Source organism: Devosia sp. 919 (assembly GCF_013185965.1).
In the GTDB taxonomy this organism is placed as follows: Bacteria; Pseudomonadota; Alphaproteobacteria; order Rhizobiales; family Devosiaceae; genus Devosia.
The window spans coordinates 847,788-868,469 of record NZ_JABAOL010000001.1; the positions used below are offsets into that span (position 1 = coordinate 847,788).

20 protein-coding genes are annotated in these 20,682 nt (G+C 62.8%); 14 read left to right on the forward strand and 6 right to left on the reverse strand.

Features of this window, described 5'->3' with window-relative positions; translation table 11 throughout:
• Positions 1 to 19 precede the first annotated feature (19 nt).
• The 11 genes from HRQ64_RS04065 (at position 20) to HRQ64_RS04115 (ending at position 10,939) form a co-directional block, all read left to right on the forward strand.
• Entirely contained in the window at positions 20 to 511 is a 492-nt protein-coding gene (locus tag HRQ64_RS04065; protein ID WP_127751828.1) for a RidA family protein, read from the forward strand.
• Positions 512 to 577: 66 nt separating this feature from the next.
• Entirely contained in the window at positions 578 to 1,774 is a 1,197-nt protein-coding gene (locus HRQ64_RS04070; protein WP_172122273.1) for an aminotransferase class V-fold PLP-dependent enzyme, read from the forward strand.
• 44 nt (positions 1,775 to 1,818) lie between these two features.
• Complete coding sequence (locus HRQ64_RS04075) at positions 1,819 to 2,607, forward strand: IclR family transcriptional regulator (RefSeq protein WP_172122275.1); 789 nt, start codon at positions 1,819 to 1,821, stop codon at positions 2,605 to 2,607.
• Positions 2,608 to 2,711: 104 nt separating this feature from the next.
• On the forward strand, positions 2,712 to 3,026 hold the full coding sequence (locus HRQ64_RS04080) for a metalloregulator ArsR/SmtB family transcription factor (RefSeq protein WP_127751831.1): 315 nt from the start codon (positions 2,712 to 2,714) through the stop codon (positions 3,024 to 3,026).
• Positions 3,023 to 3,364 carry an SRPBCC domain-containing protein gene (locus HRQ64_RS04085; RefSeq protein ID WP_172122277.1) on the forward strand — a complete coding sequence of 114 codons (342 nt, stop codon included), beginning with the start codon at positions 3,023 to 3,025 and terminating at the stop codon, positions 3,362 to 3,364. The genes HRQ64_RS04080 and HRQ64_RS04085 overlap by 4 nt, the downstream gene beginning before the upstream one ends.
• A gap of 36 nt (positions 3,365 to 3,400) precedes the next feature.
• A complete protein-coding gene (locus tag HRQ64_RS04090) occupies positions 3,401 to 4,024 on the forward strand; it encodes an ATP-dependent Clp protease proteolytic subunit (RefSeq protein WP_127751833.1) in 624 nt (207 codons plus the stop codon).
• A 277-nt stretch (positions 4,025 to 4,301) separates the two neighbouring features.
• Positions 4,302 to 4,709 (forward strand): Hsp20/alpha crystallin family protein, encoded by a 408-nt coding sequence (locus HRQ64_RS04095; RefSeq protein WP_248305214.1) that lies wholly within the window; start codon positions 4,302 to 4,304, stop codon positions 4,707 to 4,709.
• A gap of 12 nt (positions 4,710 to 4,721) precedes the next feature.
• Positions 4,722 to 7,112: an endopeptidase La gene (gene lon / locus HRQ64_RS04100; RefSeq protein WP_349236666.1), complete on the forward strand. Its 2,391-nt coding sequence runs from the start codon at positions 4,722 to 4,724 to the stop codon at positions 7,110 to 7,112.
• 253 nt (positions 7,113 to 7,365) lie between these two features.
• Positions 7,366 to 8,025: a response regulator transcription factor gene (locus HRQ64_RS04105; protein WP_172122279.1), complete on the forward strand. Its 660-nt coding sequence runs from the start codon at positions 7,366 to 7,368 to the stop codon at positions 8,023 to 8,025.
• Positions 8,026 to 8,148: 123 nt separating this feature from the next.
• Entirely contained in the window at positions 8,149 to 9,639 is a 1,491-nt protein-coding gene (locus tag HRQ64_RS04110) for an alginate export family protein (RefSeq protein WP_172122281.1), read from the forward strand.
• Entirely contained in the window at positions 9,620 to 10,939 is a 1,320-nt protein-coding gene (locus HRQ64_RS04115; RefSeq protein WP_172122283.1) for a serine hydrolase, read from the forward strand. Before HRQ64_RS04110 ends, HRQ64_RS04115 begins: the two co-directional genes overlap by 20 nt.
• 60 nt (positions 10,940 to 10,999) lie before the next feature.
• Here the strand turns inward: HRQ64_RS04115 and HRQ64_RS04120 are convergent, their stop codons facing one another.
• Positions 11,000 to 11,638, reverse strand: a complete 639-nt coding sequence (locus HRQ64_RS04120; RefSeq protein ID WP_248307214.1) for a hypothetical protein — start codon at positions 11,636 to 11,638, stop codon at positions 11,000 to 11,002.
• A gap of 76 nt (positions 11,639 to 11,714) precedes the next feature.
• A complete protein-coding gene (locus HRQ64_RS04125) occupies positions 11,715 to 12,581 on the reverse strand; it encodes an alpha/beta hydrolase (protein ID WP_172122285.1) in 867 nt (288 codons plus the stop codon).
• Between the two features lie 435 nt (positions 12,582 to 13,016).
• On the opposite strand from HRQ64_RS04125, the gene HRQ64_RS04130 reads away from it, so the two are divergent.
• Positions 13,017 to 13,991 (forward strand): tripartite tricarboxylate transporter substrate binding protein, encoded by a 975-nt coding sequence (locus HRQ64_RS04130; RefSeq protein WP_172122287.1) that lies wholly within the window; start codon positions 13,017 to 13,019, stop codon positions 13,989 to 13,991.
• A gap of 155 nt (positions 13,992 to 14,146) precedes the next feature.
• On the forward strand, positions 14,147 to 15,529 hold the full coding sequence (locus tag HRQ64_RS04135) for an MmgE/PrpD family protein (protein ID WP_172122289.1): 1,383 nt from the start codon (positions 14,147 to 14,149) through the stop codon (positions 15,527 to 15,529).
• Positions 15,530 to 15,724: 195 nt separating this feature from the next.
• On the opposite strand, the gene HRQ64_RS04140 is transcribed toward HRQ64_RS04135, so the two are convergent.
• From HRQ64_RS04140 to HRQ64_RS04150, 3 genes are all read right to left on the reverse strand, one after another.
• Positions 15,725 to 17,221, reverse strand: coding sequence for a tripartite tricarboxylate transporter permease (locus HRQ64_RS04140; RefSeq protein ID WP_172122291.1), 1,497 nt, complete (start codon positions 17,219 to 17,221; stop codon positions 15,725 to 15,727).
• A 2-nt stretch (positions 17,222 to 17,223) separates the two neighbouring features.
• Positions 17,224 to 17,685: a tripartite tricarboxylate transporter TctB family protein gene (locus HRQ64_RS04145; protein WP_172122293.1), complete on the reverse strand. Its 462-nt coding sequence runs from the start codon at positions 17,683 to 17,685 to the stop codon at positions 17,224 to 17,226.
• Positions 17,686 to 17,814: 129 nt separating this feature from the next.
• Positions 17,815 to 18,603 (reverse strand): helix-turn-helix domain-containing protein, encoded by a 789-nt coding sequence (locus HRQ64_RS04150; protein WP_172122295.1) that lies wholly within the window; start codon positions 18,601 to 18,603, stop codon positions 17,815 to 17,817.
• Positions 18,604 to 18,854: 251 nt separating this feature from the next.
• On the opposite strand from HRQ64_RS04150, the gene HRQ64_RS04155 reads away from it, so the two are divergent.
• Positions 18,855 to 19,868: an NAD(P)H-quinone oxidoreductase gene (locus HRQ64_RS04155; RefSeq protein WP_172122297.1), complete on the forward strand. Its 1,014-nt coding sequence runs from the start codon at positions 18,855 to 18,857 to the stop codon at positions 19,866 to 19,868.
• 10 nt (positions 19,869 to 19,878) lie between these two features.
• Here the strand turns inward: HRQ64_RS04155 and HRQ64_RS04160 are convergent, their stop codons facing one another.
• The gene (locus HRQ64_RS04160) at positions 19,879 to 20,637 is read right to left on the reverse strand and encodes an IclR family transcriptional regulator C-terminal domain-containing protein (RefSeq protein ID WP_172122299.1); all 759 of its coding nucleotides are present in this window, start codon (positions 20,635 to 20,637) and stop codon (positions 19,879 to 19,881) included.
• Positions 20,638 to 20,682 lie beyond the last annotated feature (45 nt).

Here is a 20,682-nt window from a genome sequence, read left to right on the forward strand (position 1 = left end):
ATTTGTTGGAGTTCCATTTATGAGCATTTCCGAGCTGGCCACGCGCCCGGATGCGTCCCCCTATGAGCGGCTCAAGGCGCTGGGGATCGTCTTGCCCGCAGCGCCCTCGCCGATCGCCAATTTCGTGACCCATGTGATCGATGGCAAGCTGTTGTTTCTGTCAGGGCAGGGGCCAACCGAGACCGACGGCACGCTCCATACCGGCAAGGTGGGCGCCGATGTTTCGGTTGATGCGGCCTATGCCCATGCCCGCCTTACCGGCATCAATCTGATTGCCGTGATGCAGGCGGCCTTGGGCGATCTGGGGCGCGTGCGCCGCATCGTCAAGCTGCTCGGCATGGTCAATGCGACGCCCGATTTCGAGGCCCATCCCGCTGTCATCAATGGCTGCTCGGATCTGATGATCGAAGTGTTCGGCGAGCAAGGGGTGCATGCGCGCTCCGCCGTGGGCTTTGGCTCGCTGCCCAACCAGATCACCGTGGAAATCGAAGCCATCGTCGCCTTTGACTGAGCCGATCCGGCCCAACCCAATCGCTGCCGCATCAACCGGGCAGCCCATCAATCGAGAGTTATTTGCATGACACAGGATATTCGCAGCCAGCTGGGACTTCGTCCGGTGATCAACGTTTCGGGCACCATGACCTCCCTGGGCGCCTCGATCGTCGTTCCCCAAGCCGTGGATGCCATTACGCGCGTCCTCACCGAGTTCGTGGAAATGGGCGCCCTGCATCGACGGGCCAGCGACGCTATCGCCGAACTGACGGGTGCCGAGGCCGGCTTTGTCACCGCTTCATGCTCGGCGGCGATCAGTCTCGCTGTGGCGGCCGCGATTACGGGCGACAATCTCTGGGCGATCGAGCAGCTTCCCGATGCGGGCAGCCTCAAGAATGAAGTCCTGATCCAGACCGGCCATATGGTCAGCTATGGCGCGCCGGTGGAACAGGCCATTCGCATTGCCGGCGGCAAGGTGGTGCCGGTCGGCCAGGCCACCAGCGCCCACGGCTATCAGCTTGAAGGCGCCATCACCGAGCGGACTGTTGCTGCGGTGTTTGTTGTGTCGCACCACGTCGTCGATTACGCGCAGATCCCGCTCAAGACCTTCGCCGAGATTTGCCATGCCCGCGGCGTCAAGGTGATCGTCGACGCCGCATCCGAATACGACCTGCGCAAGTTCCTGGCCGATGGCGCTGATGTGGTGCTGTACTCGGGCCACAAGTTCCTGGGTGGGCCGACCTCGGGTATCTGCGCCGGCGACAAGGAATTGATCCGCAACATCTACCTGCAGAACCGCGGCATCGGCCGGGGCATGAAGGTGGGCAAGGAAGGCATTGCCGGCGTCATCGCGGCTCTGGAAGCCTGGAAAGTGCGCGACCACGACGGCATCCGCGCGCGCGAACAGGCCGCACTCGATCTCTGGCTTGAAACCCTGGCCGACAAGGCCGGCGTAACCGCCACCATTGTGCCCGATCCCACCGACAATCCGCTGGATCGACTTAAGGTGACGATCAATCCAGAACTGGCACGCATCACGGCCTGGGACCTTGCCCGCGCCCTAGCAACCGGGCCGCGCCCCATCATCGTGCGCGACCACGAAGCCGAGCATGGGCACTTCTTCCTCGACCCGTGCAATCTGCACCCCAATGAAGAAACCGTCGTGGCCGAACGGCTGGTCGAAGAGCTCGAAGCGGCCCGCGGCTCCAATGAAATCATTGCCACGCCAATCCATGAACATTGGCGTGCGCAAGAGGCTGCTATATTGAAGTGGCTCGACTAAACGCCTAGACGGGCGGCACATCGGTTGAACGACGGGACAGAGTAGTGAGCGACATCCTTAGTGCAACTGAGCCGGTTCGCCGTACGCGCACCAGCGGCATCGATCGGGCGCTGCAGATCTTTGATCATCTGCAGCAGCTCGAGCGATCCGCCACTGCCTACGAAATCGCGAGAGCGGTCGGCGCGCCGCTCTCGACCATTTATGCAATCATCGACGATCTCGTCGACAAGGATCTGCTGGACCGCGACAGCAACGGGCTGATCTGGTTTGGCCCGCGGATGTATCATTATGGCTTGAGCTATGCGCGCAGCCTCGATTTGCTGAGCGCGGCGACCCAGGAGATGCACGAACTGGCGCGGCTGTCGGGCGAGACGGTGCAGATCTGCGGCCGCGACCAGGACATGATGGTGGTGCTGGCCATGGAAGATGGCACCGGTCAGTTCAATGTCAGCTCTCGAGTGGGCTCGCGCAGCCCGCTCAACTGGACCGCTTCGGGCAGGCTGCTGGTCGGCCACCTGCCACGCGACGAACTGCTGGGCATCTTCGCGCGCTCCGCCCGCGTGTCCCCGACCGGCCGGGCCGAAACCGACCCGGCGGTGCTCGCCGACAATGCCCATGAGGCGCTGGCGCAGGGCCTCTCCATCCAGGCCGGCGAGTCCGATTATGCCGTAGCCTGCATCGCCGCACCCGTCTTGGATCGGAGCGGTCACTGCCACGCCACCATGTCGATCGTGGTACCCGAACACAAAGTGCAGCAAAAAGACCCCGATCTCATCGCCCTGGTGCGCGACAGCGCTCGCCGGGTGGAAAGCCGGCTGGGCTGGCTGCGCTGAGATTGCCGGGTATGGCGTGGCGGCCTACCCGGATTGCAGTTTCATCAAATCCCTCCACAACACCACCTTGCCGCGACACATAAGTCTGTGCTTATGTGTTGGACATGAGTGACGTGGATATCTTCAAGGTCCTGGCTGATCCGACCCGTCGTGGTGTGCTCGAGCGGCTTGCTGCCGCCGAAATGACGGCGACCGAACTGAGACAGGGCCTCGCGATATCCCAACCCGCTATGTCGCAGCACCTGGCAGTGCTGCGTCAGGCGGGTTTGATCAGCGAGCGGCGCGAGGGCCGTTTCGTCAACTACCGCGTTGAACCCGATGGTTTGGCGCCACTGCATCAATGGCTGGCTCGATATCGCGCCTTCTGGCCTGATCGCATCGAGTCCCTCAAGGATGTGCTCAAGGAGATGGACCAGTGAAGATCGATGCAGATGCCTTGGTGTTCGAATGCGCGCTCGAGGCCGCTCCTGAACAGGTGTGGCGGGCGCTGACCATCCCGGTGTTGCTGGAGCGCTGGCTGCGCCCTGCGCCGGGCCTGGAGCTTTCAGTGGTCAACGCCGAGGAAAACCGTACCCTCACCTATCGCTGGCGCGAGCAGGGGCAGGGGGCCGTCCTCGGGGCAGAGGAAAGCCTCGTGACCTTCGAGCTCACCCCAACCCCTGAAGGCGGAACCTGGCTGACCCTGACCCACGCCCCACTGCTTGCCCCGGCCGGCGCCAATGATAACCGGCGCGGCCCCCTGATGCTGGCCGCCTGACCTTAGCCAAACCGCAAGTTCGAACGGAGATCGCCGATGCGCGACATGATGCAGCTCGTCCCTATGGTCGTGGAACAATCCAGCCGCGGCGAGAGATCGTTTGATATCTATTCGCGCCTGCTGCGCGAGCGGATCATCTTCGTCAATGGCGAAGTCGAGGACAACATGGCCTCGCTGGTCTGCGCGCAGTTGCTCTTTCTTGAGGCGGAAAACCCTAAAAAGGAGATCTACCTCTACATCAACTCGCCCGGTGGGGCGGTGACCTCGGCCATGGCGATGTATGACACGATGCAGTTCATCAAGGCGCCGGTGGGAACGCTGTGCATGGGCATGGCGATGTCCGCGGGATCGTTCCTCTTGATGGCGGGCGCGCCGGGCAGCCGCATCTGCCTGCCCAATGCGTCGATCATGCTGCACCAGCCGAGCGGCGGCTTTCAGGGCAAGGTCACCGACATTCTCCTGCATGCCGAGGAAAGCATGCGCCTTAAGCGGCGGATGCATAATCTTTATGCCAAGCATTGCGGCCGCACCTATGAGGAAGTGGAGAAGGCCCTCGAACGCGACAATTTCATGACCCCCGAACAAGCCCGCGACTGGGGACTGGTAGATCATGTTTACCATGATCGCAGTGAAATCGAGGGCGGCGAAGCGCAGCCCTGAACCCAACATGTAGGGGGAACGCCCGGGGCCACCCCCTTGGGCACCCCTTCTTTCCTGCACTTTGGCGGGCCCGGCAGCGTGCTGCGCGGCGAGCGAGGATCGGAACCAGACCGGGCACGAGCGCATTGCCCGCAATAATGCCCGCCTACCCCAATGGGGTGGGCCCGCTCCGTCCGGTGTGACGGCGGCACGCCAAGAACCCGGCAAAGCCTTCCCGCCGCACCGACAGACATCAAGCCTAGATGTGCCGGCAAAGCCAAGCGCGTGGAGAGCACGAATGGCAAGAACAGACTCTCCCAACTGGATGCTTTCCGAAGCGCTTGAGGCGCTGGCCCGCGCCGAACGCATCCAATCCCAGTTCTTTCGCATCTCGACCGCGACGGCCGCGCGCGAGCCGCGCTGGGAACCGCCCATCGATGTGCTGGAAACCGAGCGCGAAGTTCTGGTCTTTGTGGCCTTGCCGGGTGTCGATCCTGAACAGGTGGAAGCCGGCATCGAAGACGGATCGCTGGTAGTGGCAGGCCGCCGGACCTTGCCGCCCGAACTGCGTGCGGCGGTGATCCATCGGCTGGAACTGCCGCAAGGGCGCTTTGAACGGCGCATTGCGCTGCCGCCTGGGCGTTATTCCGTGCGCCGCTTTGCCACCAATGGCTGCGTCGTGTTCAGCCTGACCAAGCTCGGGTGAGGAGATCGTGCCGTGACCGATACCCAGAATGCCCAAGGCGCCGCAAGCGACGACAAGCCCCTGGAACTGCCCAGCGATTCCCTGATCATCGTCGCGGTCCGGGACATGGTGCTGTTTCCCGGCATTGTTGTGCCCCTGACGCTGGGGCGCCCCAAATCGATTGCCGCGGCCCAGCAGGCGGTCAAGCAGGAACGCCAGATCGGCATCGTGCTGCAGCGCGATCCCCAGCAAGCCGATCCCGGTCCCGACGACCTGCACCGCACCGGCACTATGGCCAATATCGTGCGCTACATCACGGCCCCCGACGGGTCGCACCATCTGGTGTGCCAGGGCGTGCACCGGTTCCGCGTGCTCGATTACTTCCCTGGAACACCGTTCCCCGTTGCGCGCGTGCTTGATTTGCCTGAGGTTGATACGCGCTCGCCCGAAATCGAGGCACGTTTCCTCAACTTGCAGCGCCTTGCGGTTGAAGCCGTGCAGCTGCTGCCCCAGGTGCCCCAGGAATTGCTGGCCGCGATCCAGGGCACAACCTCGCCATCTCAGCTGGCGGATCTGGCAGCCGCCTATATGGACATGAAACCCGAGGAAAAGCAGGAGATCCTCGAAACCCTCGACGTCACGGCGCGCATGGACAAGGTTTCGCGCGTCCTGGCGCAGCGTGTCGAAGTGCTGCGGCTTTCCCAGGAAATCAGCCAGCAAACGCGAACCGCACTCAACGAGCGCCAGCGCGAAACCCTGCTGCGCGAGCAGATGGCAGCCATCCAGCGCCAATTGGGCGAGGACGAAGGCAAGTCCCAGGAAATTGCCGATCTCAATGAGGCGATTGCCAAGGCCGGCATGCCCGAAGAGGTGGAAAACCAGTGCCGCAAGGAATTGCGGCGCTATGAGAGAATGCCCGAAGCGGCCGGCGAAGCGGGCATGATCCGCACCTATATCGATTGGCTGATCGAGCTGCCCTGGACGCTGCCCGAGGAAAGCCCGATTGACATCGCGGCGGCTCGGCGCATCCTCGACGAGGACCATTTCGGGCTCGAAAAGATCAAGACCCGGATCATCGAGTATCTGTCCGTTCGCAAGCTCAACCCCGATGGCAAGGCGCCGATCTTGTGCTTTGTCGGCCCTCCCGGGGTCGGCAAGACCTCGCTAGGCCAATCCATTGCCCGGGCAATGAACCGGCCCTTCGTGCGCGTCAGTCTTGGCGGCGTGCATGACGAGGCGGAAATCCGCGGTCACCGCCGGACCTATATCGGCGCGCTGCCCGGCAACATCATCCAAGGCATCCGCAAGGCGGGGGCACGCAATTGCGTGATGATGCTTGATGAAATCGACAAGATGGGCCGGGGCGTCCAGGGCGATCCCTCCGCCGCCATGCTCGAAGTGCTCGATCCCGAGCAGAACCGGACCTTCCGCGACAATTATCTTGCCGTACCCTTCGATCTTTCGCGCGTGGTCTTCATCGCCACGGCCAATATGCTCGACACCATTCCCGGGCCGCTGCGCGACCGCATGGAAATCATCAGCCTCGCCAGCTACAGCGAGCCCGAAAAGCTGCAGATCGCCCGGCGCTATCTGGTCCAGCGGCAGCTGGAGGCCAACGGGCTGCGCCCCGACCAGGCCGAGATCGATGATGAGGCGCTCAAGGCCATCATCCACAGCTACACCCGTGAAGCCGGTGTGCGCGGCCTTGAACGCGAAATCGGTCGCGTCCTGCGCGGGGCCGCCATGCGGGTAGCCGAAGGCACGGCCGAAAAGGTCAGCATCAAGGCCGCCGATCTTGAGGAACTGCTGGGTCCTGCCCATTTCGAAAATGAAGTAGCGATGCGCACCGGGGTTGCCGGAGTGGCGACCGGCCTTGCCTGGACGCCGGTGGGCGGCGATATCCTCTTCATCGAAGCCACGCGCGTCCCAGGCAAGGGGGCGCTGATCCTCACTGGCCAGCTTGGCGATGTGATGCGCGAAAGCGCGCAGGCGGCGATGAGCCTGGTCAAGAGCCGTGCGGGCGTGCTGGGGATCGATCCTTTGCTGTTTGAAAAAAGCGACATCCATGTGCATGTGCCCGCGGGCGCTACGCCAAAGGATGGACCCAGCGCCGGGGTGGCGATGACGACGGCGCTGGTTTCGCTGCTGCTCGACCGCCGCGTGCGCAGCGATACGGCAATGACCGGCGAGATATCGCTGCGGGGTCTTGTGCTGCCGGTGGGCGGCATCAAGGAAAAGGTTGTTGCCGCGGCGGCTGCCGGGATCAAGCGGGTGCTGCTGCCAGCTCGCAACCGCCGCGACTATGAAGACATTCCCCAAGATGTGCGCGAGCGGCTTGAATTTGTCTGGCTCGAGAACATCGACCAAGCCGTTGCCGCCGCCCTAGAGCCCGCAGAAAGCGTGGCCGCAACCGCGGCTGAATAGCGGTTGCGCTCTGGCGCCCTCCCCGATTGGCAGGCTCGGTGGGACCGCCTGCCAGCGCCGTGATGTAAAACATCTTGGCGCAGCCATACTTGGCCGCTTGCCCAGATCGCGGCGACTCTCCGGCAAGTTTTAGGCTGTTTCTGCAGGCTTTAGTACATGAATACCCCTAAACCGATTAGGGGTGGCGCGGCGTATGGTTTGCTTTGATCAACAGGTTGTAGTGGGCATGGCATGTCGTCGGCGGAGATAGTCTATGGACTGGCCTCTGATCAGAATATTGGTGGCTGATGCATATCCGGTGGTCCGGAGTGGCCTGCATCGCTTCATCGGTGCCGAGCCTGGCCTTGAAGTGTGCGGCGAGGCAGGCAGCGGGCACGATGCCGTACAGCTTGCCCTTCAGCTGCGCCCCGATCTCGTGCTGCTCGACCCCGCCATGCAGGATCTGGCGGGCACCGGGATACTGGACCTGTTGCGCATCGACTGTCCCGAGTCCCAGGTTCTTATCTTCTCACTGCCAAGGGAGGAAAGCGAACTTCGTGAGCTGATCCTTGCCGGCGCCAAGGGGTGCGTGTTCAAGAACGACCCACCCGAGATCGTCATCAGCGCCATTCGTGCCCTCCATTTTGGCCGCCCATTTTTCTCGCCCGCGCTTTCTGAAGCGGAGCTACAGGCCTGCTTGCAACTCGCGTTGTGCCGGGCTGATGGAGGTGGCGGCGATGCCATGACGCCGCGCCAGCTCGAGGTTGTGCGCCACCTCGCCGAAGGTCTCGGCAATAAGGAGGTGGCCCAGCTGCTGGGGATCAGCATCAAGACCGTCGAGACGCACCGCGCCACCATCATGCGCAAGATCGGAGCACGCTCGGCGGTGGATCTGGTGCGCTACGCCATCCGCCATAACCTCAGCCCACTCTAGCTCCCCGCCAGCAACGCGAAGCTAAGTCTCTCAGGGAATCCCCGATTGTGGTTGGCTTGAGCCAGCCGAATACTGGCCGTGCCCGGCATCAAGCCGGAGTGTTACATCAGGTGGGTATCGGTTATGCCTCATCTTTGCGCCCAAGGCGCCACCACGATCCTGTTCTGCGCCAGTCTCGTTTTTGTTCCGGCTGCCTTGGGGCAGGACCGATCCAGCCAGGATGAAGCTAGCCAGGAACAAATTACTCAAAGCCAAGGCGGCAAGGACCCGCTGCTGCTGATCGACCAAAATGGCTTCATGCTGCGCGGACATCTGCAAGCCGGTGTGAACGGGGTCGTCGAGCACAATCTATTCTGGGATCTGGCCGATCTGGTTGCCCCCGGCGTCGATACCGACGCGCAATGGTTGGAGGGCTATATCGAGCCGGGGCTGAGCTTTACTCTTGATCTCGACAATTCGGTGGTACTTTACGGCAAGGTGTCCGCCATTGCCTCTGGCACCTTGGGCATTGACGCGTTCGATACCGGCAATACCGGGGCGATCACCCTCGAAGAAGGCTATCTGGCGCTCCGCACCACCAACCAGAACGGCCCGACCATCGATCTGTCGCTGGGGCCGAGGGATTTCGTTGCCGGCAGTGGCATGCTCCTGGCCAATGGCGGCTCGAACGGCTTTGAGCGCGGGGCCCTCAAGCTCGGACCGCACAAGGCGTGGGGCATGGCAGCCTTGGGCACGATCGGGCTCGATGACGTCAAGGGAACGGCATTTTACCTTGAGCCCAACGAGCAGCGCGACAACGAAACCGGCACCAAGATCGTCGGCGTCGATCTGCGCTATGACAAGACGACGCAAACTTTTGTCGGCGGCACGCTTGGCCATGTGCCGGAGTCCACGTCGCCCTATCCCAAAGCGGCACCCGGCGGCATCGGCGCGCCCGATTTGATCCCGGATGGACGCAAGGGGCTCAGCTTCATCAACCTTTATGGTCGCGGCAACCCGTTCAATCCGGAGAACGAGAGCTTCTTCCTGTCTGGCGACATCGCCTATGAATGGAACCCACGGATCGACATGTCGGCCTGGGGCGGGCGAGCGCAGATCGGCTACACCTTTGCCGATGCGCCCTGGACACCATCCCTGTCCTACACCTTCCAGACCTTTTCGGGCGACGATCCCACGACCTCGCGCTTCGAACGCTTCGATCCGCTGTATTACGAAGGCAGTCCCGATGCCTGGGCCACCGGCTCCAAGTCATCCCTGGTCTTCAACAATTCCAATGTCAACGCGCACCAACTGGCGCTTTCAGTCAAGCCGACCCAGGTGGATACGATTACGCTGCGTTACGCCCATATTCGGGCCAATGAGTTGGGCAGCCCAATTCAGTTCGGCCAGGGCGCAAGAACCATCGAAGTTAGTGGCCAGCCCTATCAGATCGCTGGCGTCACCAACGCCCATCTGAGCGACGATTTTTTCATCGAGTACAACCGCGTTCTGAGCCCCAATGCCTTTTTGACGGCCGGGTTCAGCGTGTCCATCCCGGGTGAAGGCATTCGCGAGATCACCCAGAAGGACACGATTTGGTCAGGAGGATTTGTCAATGTCGTGGTCAATTTCTAGGCTGAGCCTGAAGACGGGCCTGTTCTGCGCCCTGCTGGCGGTTCCGGCGCTGGCCCAAGATGCACCGGTGCTCAACGCCGCCGAATCTGACCCCAACAAGATGGGCTGGATGGTTGGGTCGCCGCCGCCTGAAGACAAGATCATCCGCGTCGATGATCCCGACGCCTATGCCTTTCCCAAACTGCGCTGGACGGTCTGCCATTTCCGCCAGCTGATGCCGACCGTTAATGTCAGCCGCGGGCTGACCGACCCCGTTCCGCTCGAGGAAGTGCTCGATCCCGCCATTGATGCGATCACCTTCACCCCTCTCGGGGGCGACACCACGATGACATGGGCGGAGTCGCTGCAGGCGAACTACTCGGACGGCGTCATCGTCATGCATGACGGTGTGGTGGTCTATAAGCGCTATTCAGGCTGCCTGACCGATTTGGGCCAGCATGCCCTGATGTCGGTGACCAAGTCGGTTACGGGCCTCCTGGGTGAAACGCTGGTGGTGGAGGGCAAGCTCGACGAGAATGCGACCGTCGGCTCGATCATCCCGGAGCTGGAGAACAGCGGTTTTGGCGATGCAACGGTGCGGCAGGTGCTCGATATGACCACCGCGCTCGACTATTCCGAAGACTATAACGACCCTAATTCCGATATCTGGACCTATTCGGCGGCGGGCAATCCTCTGCCCAAGCCCGCTGACTACAAGGGGCCCCGGACCTATTTCCAGTATCTGGAAACCGTCAAGAAATCCGGGGAACACGGGGAAGCCTTTGGCTATCGAACCATTAATTCCGACGTGATGGGGTGGATCATCTCCCGCGTCACCGGCAAGCCGATCAACGAGGTGCTTTCGGAACGCATCTGGAGCCAGATGGGCGCGGATCAGTCCGGGTACTACACGGTGGACTCGATCGGCACGCCCTATGCAGGCGGTGGCCTGAATGCCGGGTTGACCGATCTGGCCCGCATTGGCCAGTTGATGCTCGACAACGGCTCCATCAACGGCAAGCAACTGGTGCCCGAAGAAGCTATTACCAGTATCCGTGCGGGCGGCAGCCCGGAAGCCTTTGCCAAGGCCGGCTATGACCTGCTCAAGGGCTGGAGCTATCGGGCGATGTGGTGGATCACCAACAACCCCCATGGCGCCTTCATGGCCCGGGGCGTGCACGGCCAGTCCATCTATGTCGATCCCGAAGCCCGGATGGTGATCGCACGGTTCAGCTCCCATCCGCAAGCAACCAACTCGGCCAATGATCCGACGAGCCTGCCGGCCTTCGAGGCGCTCGGCAACTATTTTGCGACCAAGTAAGGCTTAGGCCTGTCCTGGCTCCGGGTGGGGTGCATATTCCCACCCGGACAAAGCGCTAGATCAGCGCAGCGGACCATCCCGCTCGAACTCTTCCCAGCCAATCAGCTGCGGCCGGGCCTCGTCAGGGCTGCTCTCTTGGGCAGCAGCAGTTGCGGTGCCACTCTGTTGCGCCCGCTTCACCTTGGCCTTCCAGGCCGCCTGCCGCCGGTTGTCGGCTCTGGTTGCCGCATCCTCTTCACGCCAGTTCACCACCATATCGCGATCAAGGATGTCCTCGACCTTGCGCGGGTCGAACACGTGGAAGGTGATCTTCTTGGCGCGGCCGGCCAGCTTGACTGTGCGGGTGCCAGCACTAGGCAGGCGACCATCCTTGAGCCAGCGGTGGCGCTCAGTGGTGGAGATCGTCAGGATATCCTCGATCTCGCGCGGGATCACCGGCAGGCTTTCAATACCTTCAAGGGCTTTGGCAACAATCGTCGACGCCGCCGTAAACTCAGCCCCGGCGGTGGGGGGCAGCTTCAGAACCAGCCGGCCGGCCTCTAGGTCGAGCGACTTCTTCACCGGGCCCGGCAGGCGCGCCCGGATTTCCAGCACAATCCCCTTGGCGCGCACAAAGGAGCCCAAAGTGGCGGCACTGGGCAGCGGCCATTCCTGGCGCAGCCAGTTGTCAGTGTTCATCTCGGCTTTGGGCTTGGGCATAACTTCTTATTAGGTGCTGCCGCAGCCAGCTTCAAGAACGGGCAGCCGCCCGAGACGGGCAAAGCTAGAAAGAACCTTAGTTGTCGAACATGCCCTTGGGCGCTTCACCCTTCAGGAATGGTTCGATGAATGCATGGAGCAAGTTGGCCTGCCCGATCACCGCGGTGTGGGAGGTCGCGGGCAAAACCGCGAGCCGCGATGCGGGCAGGGGATTGCCCAGATCGCCCATGGCCCCGCCACCGAGGAGGCGGAACATGGCCACCGAATGCTCAAGCGTCACCACATCTGCATCGCCGGCGATAATAAGCACCGGGTGCTTGAGTGCCTTCACATCCTCCTGCCAGGCCATGGGTTCATGCTCGAGCGCGATCAAGCGCTCCACAAAGGGGCGGAACGCCTCGGCGTTAGGCGCGAGTTTTTTCCACTCGTCCTCCATCGGAGTGCCCACAAACATTTCGGGCGTCATCGTGGGGATCATGGCGTGATATTCAGGCTGCGCGCCTGCCATGTCATAGGAAACCGAGGCAGCAACCAGCTGGTCCACCTTTTGCGGATGGCGAATGGCCAATTGCAGGGCCGCGGCCGAGCCCATGGAATAGCCGAACACATCGGCCTTTTCGAGCTCAACGGCGTCCATGAAGGCAGCGACATCGTCGGCCAGGTTGGGATAGGTGATCGGGCGATCGATGTCGTTGGTGCGCCCATGGCCCTGCAGCTCCACCGCATAAACCGTGTGGGTTTGGGCCAGCATGGGGATGATCTGCCCCATGGCGGGGATGTTCATATAAGCGCCGTGCAGCACCACCAGCGGCTCGCCCTGGCCCGACACCTCGTAATACATGCGCATGCCGTTCACCTCGGCATAGTCGCCCTTGGGCGCTTCCTGGGCATGGGCCAGGGCACCCGTCAACAGCAAGGCTGCAGCTATGGTGGCTCGGATCATCTTTGGACTCCTCAATATCGGTGGCGCGAGCATGGCTCACTCCAGCGACGATCTGGACGCCGAGGTTCCGACACGCTGCCAACAAAAGCGACAACAAACTGCATGCCCCGTGGGCGGGAATGCGTGGGCACCTCTGGAAGTCCGCAGGGCTTGAAGATAACCCCTGAGTTTCTCCTTGCGGAACGGTCCAACTTTGCTTGGGCTGACGCACGGCGACTGTAAGAGAATGTCCGTATTAGCTCACCGCAAGTCAGGGCAGGGACACTGATTTACGGCAAGCCCAAAAAGGGCCAGGACGGGTCGGCGCGAGGAATATGCAGCGCGAGCATGAGCGGCTATTCCGATATGCGAAATGCGGCCAAGGCATTTATCGGGCGCGGCAAGGTCATGGCAGAAACATGGACCTGAGCGCCAAAAGGGCCAACGGGAGGAAACATGACAAAACAATCCAAGATCGCATGCAGCGCAGCACTGGCAGTGCTGCTGAGCGCCGCCACAACTGCCCCTGGCCTGACGCAGGAGGCTTATCCCGTCGACACCGTCACCATGGTGGTGCCCTATGCGGCCGGTGGCGCCGGGGATATTGTGGGGCGCATTGTCGCTGACGAACTCAGCCGGCGACTGGGCGTCAACTTCGTGGTGGAAAATGTTGGCGGCGCCAGCGGCACCATTGGAGCAGAACAGGTCTCGCGCGCAGCTGCCGACGGCTCCACGCTGTTGCTGGGCGGCAATGCCATTTTCACCACGGCGCCGCATATGGCCGAAGTGGGTTTTGACCCCTTCGACGATTTCACCCCGATCGCCAATGTCAGCGAAGCCGTGCGCATGCTGGTCTCGTCCAAGACCCTGCCTGTGGCCACGCTGGAAGAGTTCATCGCCTATGGCAAAGAACACCCAGGCGAGCTGAACTACGGCTCGGTCGGCGTTGGCTCGACCGGGCATGTGGCCACGGTCGATATGCTTGATGCGATGGGGATCGAGGCAACTCACATCCCCTATACCGGTGCCGCCCAGGTGGTGCAGGCCGTGTTGGCGGGGGATGTACAGTTCATGATGGATGCCGCCGCCATTCCCCAGGTCCGCCAGGACGCGCTGACCCCGCTGGCCGTTCCCGGCCCTGATCGCCTGGCCGAGTTCCCCGATGTGCCTGCCCTGGCAGAGCAGGGGATTGACAGCATCAGCGGTACGGGCTGGCAGATGGTGATGGGCCCGGCCGGCATGCCAGCCGAAGTGGTTGCCATGATCGAGGACGCCCTCAAGGCCGCCAATGACACGCCCGAATTTGCCGACAAGCTGGTTAAGGCCGGCGTGTCGCCGCGCTTCATGCCCGGCTCGGAACTCGGTGCCGCATTGCAGGCTGAGTACAACCGGTTTGATGAAGTGCTGACCGAAATCGGCCTCGCAAAATAAGCGAGACTCCCCGTAGCCGGCGGCAATCTGCTGCCGGCTATATTTTTGCCGCCGGGCGCGAGGGGGCTGCTGCATTCCACCCGCGCCGCGCTGCAACTGCTCTGTACTTTACAACGGCCTTGCGGCCAGTTTTTCTTTGCGATCAAGGCTCACCCATGCCGAATTTGAGTTCCCAACTGGCCGAGTGGGCCGTTGGCTTTTCCCTCGATGATGCGCCCGCCGAGGTGGTTCACCACACCAAGCTGCGCATAGTTGACCTGGTTGGGGTGATGTTGGCCTCACATCGGCTGGGCCCGGTGGAAGCAGCGCGCCGCGCCCAGCAGGATGCCGATGGGGGGGGGCGGGGCGCGCAGGCCCTTGGCGAGGCTGCCGAAACCTCGCTGGCCGGCGCTGCCTTCATCAATGGCGTAGCTTCGGCGGTGCTCGAATTCGATGACACCCATATCGCGAGCAATATCCATCCAACGGGCGTTATTCTGGCTGCGGCACTGGCCGAAGCGCACAAGACGCCCCAGACCGGCCGGCAACTGCTTGAAGCGGTTCTGGTTGGCTCCGAAATCCTGTGCCGCCTAGGCTTGGTTTCCCCGGTGCGCATGCATGAAGTGGGTTTCCACCCGACCAGCGTTTATGGCGTTTTTGGCGCCGCTTATGCAGTAGCCCGGCTCCGTGGCCTGCCGGTCGGCGTCATGGCCGATGCGGTTGGAACAGCCGCCAGCCTGTCAGCGGGCTCGATCAGCGCCTTTCAGGACGGTGCCGACAGCAAAACCCTCCATGTCGGCTTTGCCGCAGCGGCGGGCATCCGCGCCGTTGCCCTGGCGCAGCAGGGTCTGACGGGGCCATCGGCCGTGTTCGAGGGTAATTTTGGCTGGTACAAAAGCCATGTTCAGTCCGATGTGCAATTCCGCTTTGACACCCTTGTTGAGGGGCTGGGTTCGCGCTGGGAAGTGCTCAATATCGCGCCCAAGCTATACCCATGCGCCTATACGATGATGCCCTTCATTACGGCCGCGCTGGAATTGCGGGCGCAGCACGACTTCGCCCTCGAGGACATCGCCGAAATCCGCTGCGAGATCATGCGGCGCTCCTTCCGCACCGTTTGCGAGCCGGTTGAGGACAAGCGGCGTCCGCGCACCTCCTGGCACGGCCGCATCAGCCTGCAGCATACGGTGGCGGAAGCGCTGGCCTTGGGGCGGTTCAACAAGTCTTCCTACAGCAAGGAAAGCCTGGGCAATCCGGTCATCAATGCACTCGCCGACAAGGTTGTGCATGTGGCCGATCCGCTGGCCGATGCCGACACTTCGCGCTCGCGTGCAGTGGTGACCCTGGTGATGGCCGATGGCAGGAGCCTCACCCATACGGTGGAGGACATGGTCGGCACACGCCGCAACCCTGCGCCTGACAGTGTTTACTTCGCCAAGTTCCACGCCAATGTCGATGACGTTATCGGCGCGGATCGGGCGAACGCCCTCCTGGCATCGCTGTTGCGGCTCGAGCGCGCCGACGACATCAACGACCTGTTTGCCAAGCTCAAAGCGTGATGACCGGTTCTCGTGTCCCAGGCGACTTCGCGGGGGCGCGTGAACTGGACCGGCCGGGCAACACATCCGGCAGGGCAGGCACCACCGTGCCTGCCAGCCCCTAGCGATCCCAAGCCATGCACACCGATCCGGTCGCCGTCGCCTAGGCTGGCTTCCCGCAGCTCGGGCAACCGGCCGTTTGCTCGACCGTCGCCATCACTCGGTGACCTCCGCCCGCCCACGCCGCACAAAGGAAGTCGTGGTCGCCAGCAGCACCGCAATGCCGATCAATACGAAGGTCAGGCTGATCGGGCGCTCAAGGAACACCATCGGATCGCCGCGCGACAAGGTCATGGCGCGCCGGAAATTCTCCTCGAACATGGGCCCGAGAATGAAGCCGAGGATGAAAAGGGCCGGGTTGCACCCTGCCGCCTTGAGCAGGTAGCCAAGGGCACCAAAGAACACGAGCGAATAGATGTCAAAGCTCGATGAGCCCATGGTGAACACGCCCACGCAGGCAAAGGCGAGCACGAACACATAAAGCCAGTGATAGGGGACCCGTAGCAGCCGCACCCAGAGCCCGATCAGGGGCAGGTTGAGGATCACGAGAAGCAGATTGCCGACCCACATCGAAACGATCAGCCCCCAGAACAGCTGGGGATGGTCACCCATCATGCGCGGGCCTGGCTGCAAGCCATGGATCATGAAGGCCCCCAGCATCAGCGCCATGGTCGGGCTGCCCGGAATGCCAAGCAGCAGCGTGGGAATAAAGGCAGTCTGGGAGGCCGCATTGTTGGCCGATTCGGGCCCGGCAACGCCCTCGACGGCGCCTTTGCCGAACTGCTCGGGATGCTTGGAAACACTGCGCTCGACCATATAGGCGGTGAACGAGCTCATGGCCAAGCCAGCCCCCGGCAGCACGCCCAGCAGCGCGCCCATGCCGGTGCCGCGCAGCGCCGCTGGCCAGGAACGCCGGAAGTCCTCACGGCTCGGCCAAAGCCGGCCAATATTCCGCGAGGACACTGCGTCGCCCTGCGGCGCGCCGATATTGCCGATGATCTCGGCAACGGCGAACAGTCCCACTGCCAGCACGGCGAAATCTATGCCATCGCGCAGTTCGGGAATGCCAAAGGTGAACCGGAACATGCCGGTCGACACGTCCGAGCCAACCGAACCGAAGGCCATCCCCAGCAGGGCCACCCCGACGCCCTTGACCACGCCACCCCGCGTCATCGCCGCGGTGCTGAGCAGGGCGACGAAAACCAGGGCTGCATATTCTGCCGCGCCAAAGCGCATAGCGATAAGGGCCAATGGCGGCCCAGCGAGCGCGATCAGCAAGGTGCCGATGGTGCCGGCAAAAAACGAGCCCAGCGCCGCTACCGCTAAAGCCGCCCCGGCACGGCCCTGTCGCGCCATCTGGTGGCCGTCGATGCAGGTCACCGCCGAAGACGCTTCCCCCGGCAAGTTAACGAGGATGGACGTGGTGGAGCCACCATAGGCCGCACCATAAAAGATGCCGGCCAGCATGATGATCGAGGCTTCGGGCGTGAGCCCGAAGGTAAGCGGCAACAGCAGTGAGATGGTGATGATCGGTCCAACGCCGGGCAGCACGCCGATAGCGGTTCCGAGGGTCACCCCCAGGAGGCAATACATCAGGTTGATCGGGGTTACGGCAACCTGGAGCCCAAGGGCCAGCGAAGCAAAGAGATCCATGCTCAGAACCTCCAGGCCACAAGGCGGAACGGGATGCCAAGGCCATAATAGAAGATGGCGACAATCAGCACTGCCACGACAACCAGAACGGCGAGCATCTCAAGCCGCCGCCCGCCACTTTCGGCAAACCAGCTGATGCACACCAGCGCCGTCAGCGCGGGCAGCAATCCAAGGGGACCCACCAGCAGGCCAAAGGCCAACACTGCCGCCAGGATCACCAGCAGTGGGCGCATCTCGGCGCCGGGGAATGCGGAAACAAAGGCCTGTCCAGCCCGCCGTGCTGCCGCCGTTTGCACCAGTTGGGCGACCCCCATGATCAACAGGCCGCACCCGGCAAGCACCGGCATGGCGCCCGACCCTAGGGCCGAGAAGGTGCCAAAGCCATAGCCCCATCCCACCACCGTGGCGATCGCGCCAAAGACCAGGAAGATCAGTGCGGCAAGAAGGTCGGCATGTATTGTCATGGTGGGAAGTCCAAATGGCAGGAAAGTCAGAAACGGCGCGCGAGCACCGACCGAGTCAACGCAGCGACCCTCGCTAGAGCATGTCGATCGAACAATGCTGCCCCGCGCTGATTCCGCTGCGCGGAACGGTTAGCCACGATGCACGGTGAGCCGTTCCACCTCGGCATTGATGCCTTCGGCAGCGCGCTTGAGCGCGGCGACGGAATCATCGCGTGAGCCAAATGCATTGGTCGCTGTGCGGAAATAGGTCAGGCCAATGCTCGCCTGCACCCCACCCCGTCCCATGATCGGCACCGCCACCGTGTCGGAGGTGCGCGGTTCGGCCCCGGGATCGCGCATGGCATATCCGCGATCACGGATGGTGCGAACCATGCGCCGAACCTTGTCGGGATCCCGATCCAAAGGGGTCTCCAACTCCGGCGCCGCAGATGTCTCGGCCAGCAGCTCCTCGATCCTGGCGTCGCTGCAGGCGGCGAGGAAAGCGCGGCCCAAGGCGCGGGTAAAGAGGCTCAGCCGCATATTGATGGTAGCGTGAAAGGGCGAAATCGGGCTGTCATGCACCGTGGAATAGCGCACGATCACGGCGTTACGGTCAAACACCGCAATGGCAACCGGCCATTTGAAGCGTGCGCTGAGCTCCATTGCCCAGGCGCGCCCGGCCTCTACCACCAGCGGGTCGCCGTGAAAGCCGCTGCTGAGCGAGGTAACGAGGGAGGTGATCTGGTAGCCTGCCTGGCGCCGGTCATTACTGACAAAGCCATTGCCCACAAGGGTCTTGAGCAGGCGCACCAAGGTTGGCTTCGGCAGCCCGGTGGTTTGATGCAGCGACAGAATGGTGGAGTGCGGCTCCCGGTTCATGGCCTGCAGAATGGCCAGCACCCGGCTTGCCGCCCGCACCTCGTCGTCACGCTCCCGCATCCACCCCTCCGTTCCGCCTGTCGGAACTCACTCAAAGCGGATTTGTCGCTGCCGCGCAAGGGTGGATAGGTGGTCGCGATTGGCCGGATAACTGTCCACCGGCAACGACAAAAAACCGTATACAAGCCGGCGGGGTCATTGCCGGCATCGGTCGGTCCCTTGATCAGTGCGGTTCGGCGGCGTTTTGCCCGGCGCTCCGCCATGAGCCCGCGGGCGGGTGATCCCTTCCACCAGTACAGGAGCAAGCCAGCTTGCGCATTGTTGAAATTACCCGTCCTGGCGGGCCCGAAGTGCTGCAGATCGTTGAAGGTCCGGTGCCGGTGCCTGGCCGGGGCGAAGTCCTGTTGCAGGTGCTTGCCGCGAGCGTCAACCGCCCCGACATCCAGCAGCGCCGTGGGCTTTATCCGCCGCCGCCAGGCGTCACCAATATTCCCGGCCTCGACGCTGCAGGTCGGATCGCGGCGGTGGGCGAGGGCGTCTCGGGCCTTGCGATTGGCGACGCAGTTTGCGCCCTCACCAATGGTGGGGCTTATGCCGATCAGGTTGTCGTGCCGGCTGTGCAATGTATGCCGGTTCCTGCGGGCTTCAGCTTCATCGAGGCGGCTTCGCTGCCCGAAGCGCTGTTCACCGCCTGGAACAACATCATCTGGTTGGGCCGGCTGGGCGAAGCAGAAACGCTGCTGGTTCAGGGCGGCTCCAGCGGCGTTGGGATGGCCGGTATTCAAATGGCCAAACTGCTGCGGCGGGCCAGGGTATTTGCAACCGCCAGCACCGCTGAAAAGCGGGATGCCTGCACCCAACTGGGGACCGATGCCGTGTTCGACTATCGCGAGGATTGGGCCGGCGCCATTCGCCGCCATGCTGGCGAACATTGCGTCGATGTTGCGCTTGACGCTCAGGCCGGCCCCAATGTGCAAGTGCAACTCGATCTCATGGCCCCTGACGGGCGGCTGGTCTTCATCGCCAGTCACCAGGGTCCCACCGCCGAGGTCAATATCCGCGATCTGGTGCGGCGTCGGCTGACGCTCACAGGATCCACCCTTCGCCCGCGCCCGCCAGCCTATAAGGGAAAGATCGCGCAGGCACTTGTCGCCCAGGTTTGGCCGCTTCTTGAAACCGGCCGTATGACCACCCGAATTCATTCGGTGTTCCCGCTCACCCAGGTCCAGCAGGCTCACGCGGTGCTGGATGCCAACGAGCAGTTGGGAAAGGTAGTTTTGTCCTTGGACGAGGAACAGGCCCGAGACGTTCCGGGGCGCGCCTAAGGGGAATAGGTCAGCGCAACATTGTCCTGAGCTCCGCCTGAACGGACTGCATGCCCGCGAGATAGAGCTCAGGCAGGGCCTCGATTGAAGCTTGGCTGGCCGAAACGCCCACATTGATGGCCGCCACTGTCTGCCCTCGCGAGGTAATCACCGGAACGGCGATCGAGCGCAAGCCGAGCTCAACCTCCTGGTCGATCAAGGCAAATCCCTGGGCCCGCACCCGGCCCAGTTCTGCCAGGATATCCTGGCTCCGGGTCCGGGTGTAACGCGTGCGCGGCGGCAGTGGTCCAGCCAAGCGGGCCGCCGCTTGGCTTTCCGGCAGGGCTGCGAGCATGACGCGCCCCATCGAGGTGCAAAAGGCGGGTAAGCGCGAGCCCGGCATCAAGGCAATCGACATCACTTTCCGCTGCGCTGCCCGCGCCACGTAAACGATCTCGTCACCATCAAGGATCGAGGCCGAAGAGCTTTCCCCCAGTTGCTCGGACAGCTGGTCGAGCAGCGGCTGCACCAGCTGTGGCAGCGGCATTGTCGCGAGGCAGGCCGTTCCCAGACGCAGCACCCGCGGGGTCAGGGTGAAGTATTTCCCGTCGTAATCGGCATAGCCCAGCTGCGCCAGGGTCAGGAGGCATCGCCGCGCGGTGGCGCGATCGAGCCCCGAAGCGGCGGAGACCTCGGCAATGGACTGGCGGGGGCGCTCGGCGGTGAAGGTTTCGATCGCCGCTAGCCCCTTGGCCAACCCGCCCATCATGTCGCGCTGCAATACAGCCACCGTCACCTGTCCGTTGTGCGATATGTCAACAAAAAACAGATATCG